The 1,328-nt window shown below is 76.1% G+C and carries 1 protein-coding gene and 1 pseudogene; both read left to right on the forward strand.

Annotated features, from left to right (window positions below):
• Positions 1 to 914, forward strand: a 914-nt coding sequence (locus HWD93_RS18160) for a hypothetical protein (RefSeq protein WP_261647567.1), incomplete at its 5' end; no start/stop codon positions are given.
• A gap of 90 nt (positions 915 to 1,004) precedes the next feature.
• Positions 1,005 to 1,328 (forward strand): annotated as a pseudogene (locus tag HWD93_RS18165) (hypothetical protein); the annotation flags it as partial.

A 1,328-nucleotide genomic window follows, 5' to 3' on the forward strand; every position in this document is an offset into this window, starting at 1 on the left:
CTCCGGCACCGTCCACACCGGCACACACCGCGCCCGCCCCGGCTGCACCCGCAGCACCGGCAGCGCAGCCCGCGACCGCCGCCGCGGCGGCACCCGCAGCGACCAGCGCGACCCCCGCAGCATCGCAGGCCGGACCGGCGGAGGCGAGCAGCGCCTCCAGGCCCGTCACCGGCACGGTCGCGACCGTCCTCCGTCCCGTCACCGGCGCCGTCCAGACCCTCACCGACGCTCGCCCCGTGACCACCGTCGTGCACTCGCTCGACCAGGTGGTCGGCGGCCTCCCTGTCGTCGGCACGGTCCTCGGCGACGACACCCTCGGCACCGTGACCGACCCGGTCAGCGGGCTGGTGGACGACACCCTCGGCGGCGTCGGCACGGTCGTCGGATCGGTGCCGGACGTGCTCACCGGCCTGCCGCCGACGGTCGGCGGCGTCCTGCCAGGAGGCACGGATCCCGTCGTCGGACTCCCCACCGCTCCGGTGGGCGGCACGTCCACGGCCCCGGTCGCGTCGACACCGTCGCTCACGTCCCCGAGCGCTGCCAGCGCTGTCGCGCCGGCAGCCGTGGCGCAGGGGACTGCTGCCGAGCGGACGGACGCCGTCTCCACCGAGCGGGCCTCCGTGCTCGCCGGAGGCGCGAGCACCGCCGCGGCACCGGGCGTGCAGGGCGCGACGTTCGGCGGCCGGGCACTCCTCGTCCCCGAGGGCCACGGCGTCACGTTCGGCGGCCCCGTGGACGGTTCCGCCACCGGTTCCCTCGGCGGCAGCGCTGCCGGTTCCGCCGGGTCGGCAGCAGCCGTCGGCATCGTCGGTTCCGACGACCAGGTCTCCCTCGCCGCGGGGTCACGCGGCACCATCGCCGACGACGCCGTCCCCGCGTCCATCGTCGGCGAGCACGACGTCGCCCCTGACTGAGATCGGTGCGCCTGTCCGACACGGCAGGCACGCACCACCGACCGCCATCGCGGTCGGTCCACATCTCATCTCGATCAGGGAGCAACGATCATGAACAAGTACGTCTCGAGAGGGCTCTGGTTCGCCCTCTTCGTCGGCGGTCTGACGCTCGGGGGTGCGGTCGCGGCGAACGCGGCGACGACCTCCGGAGCGGACGGCACCGCCTCGGGCACACAGGTGGCGCCGTCGATCGACGCGCCGGTGTCCGCGACCGGCAACGCACTCGGGGTCCTCGGCGACGCGGTGTCGTCGGTCACCCGTCCCGCAGCGCCCGCGGCCCCGGCCGCACCGTCGTCCTCGGCTCCGGCCGCGGCACCGTCCACGTCGGGCGCCGACGGCATCGCCTCGGGGACGCAGGTCGCCGGTGCGGTGACC

The organism is Curtobacterium sp. C2H10 (genome assembly GCF_025407985.1).
Lineage (GTDB): Bacteria > Actinomycetota > Actinomycetes > Actinomycetales > Microbacteriaceae > Curtobacterium.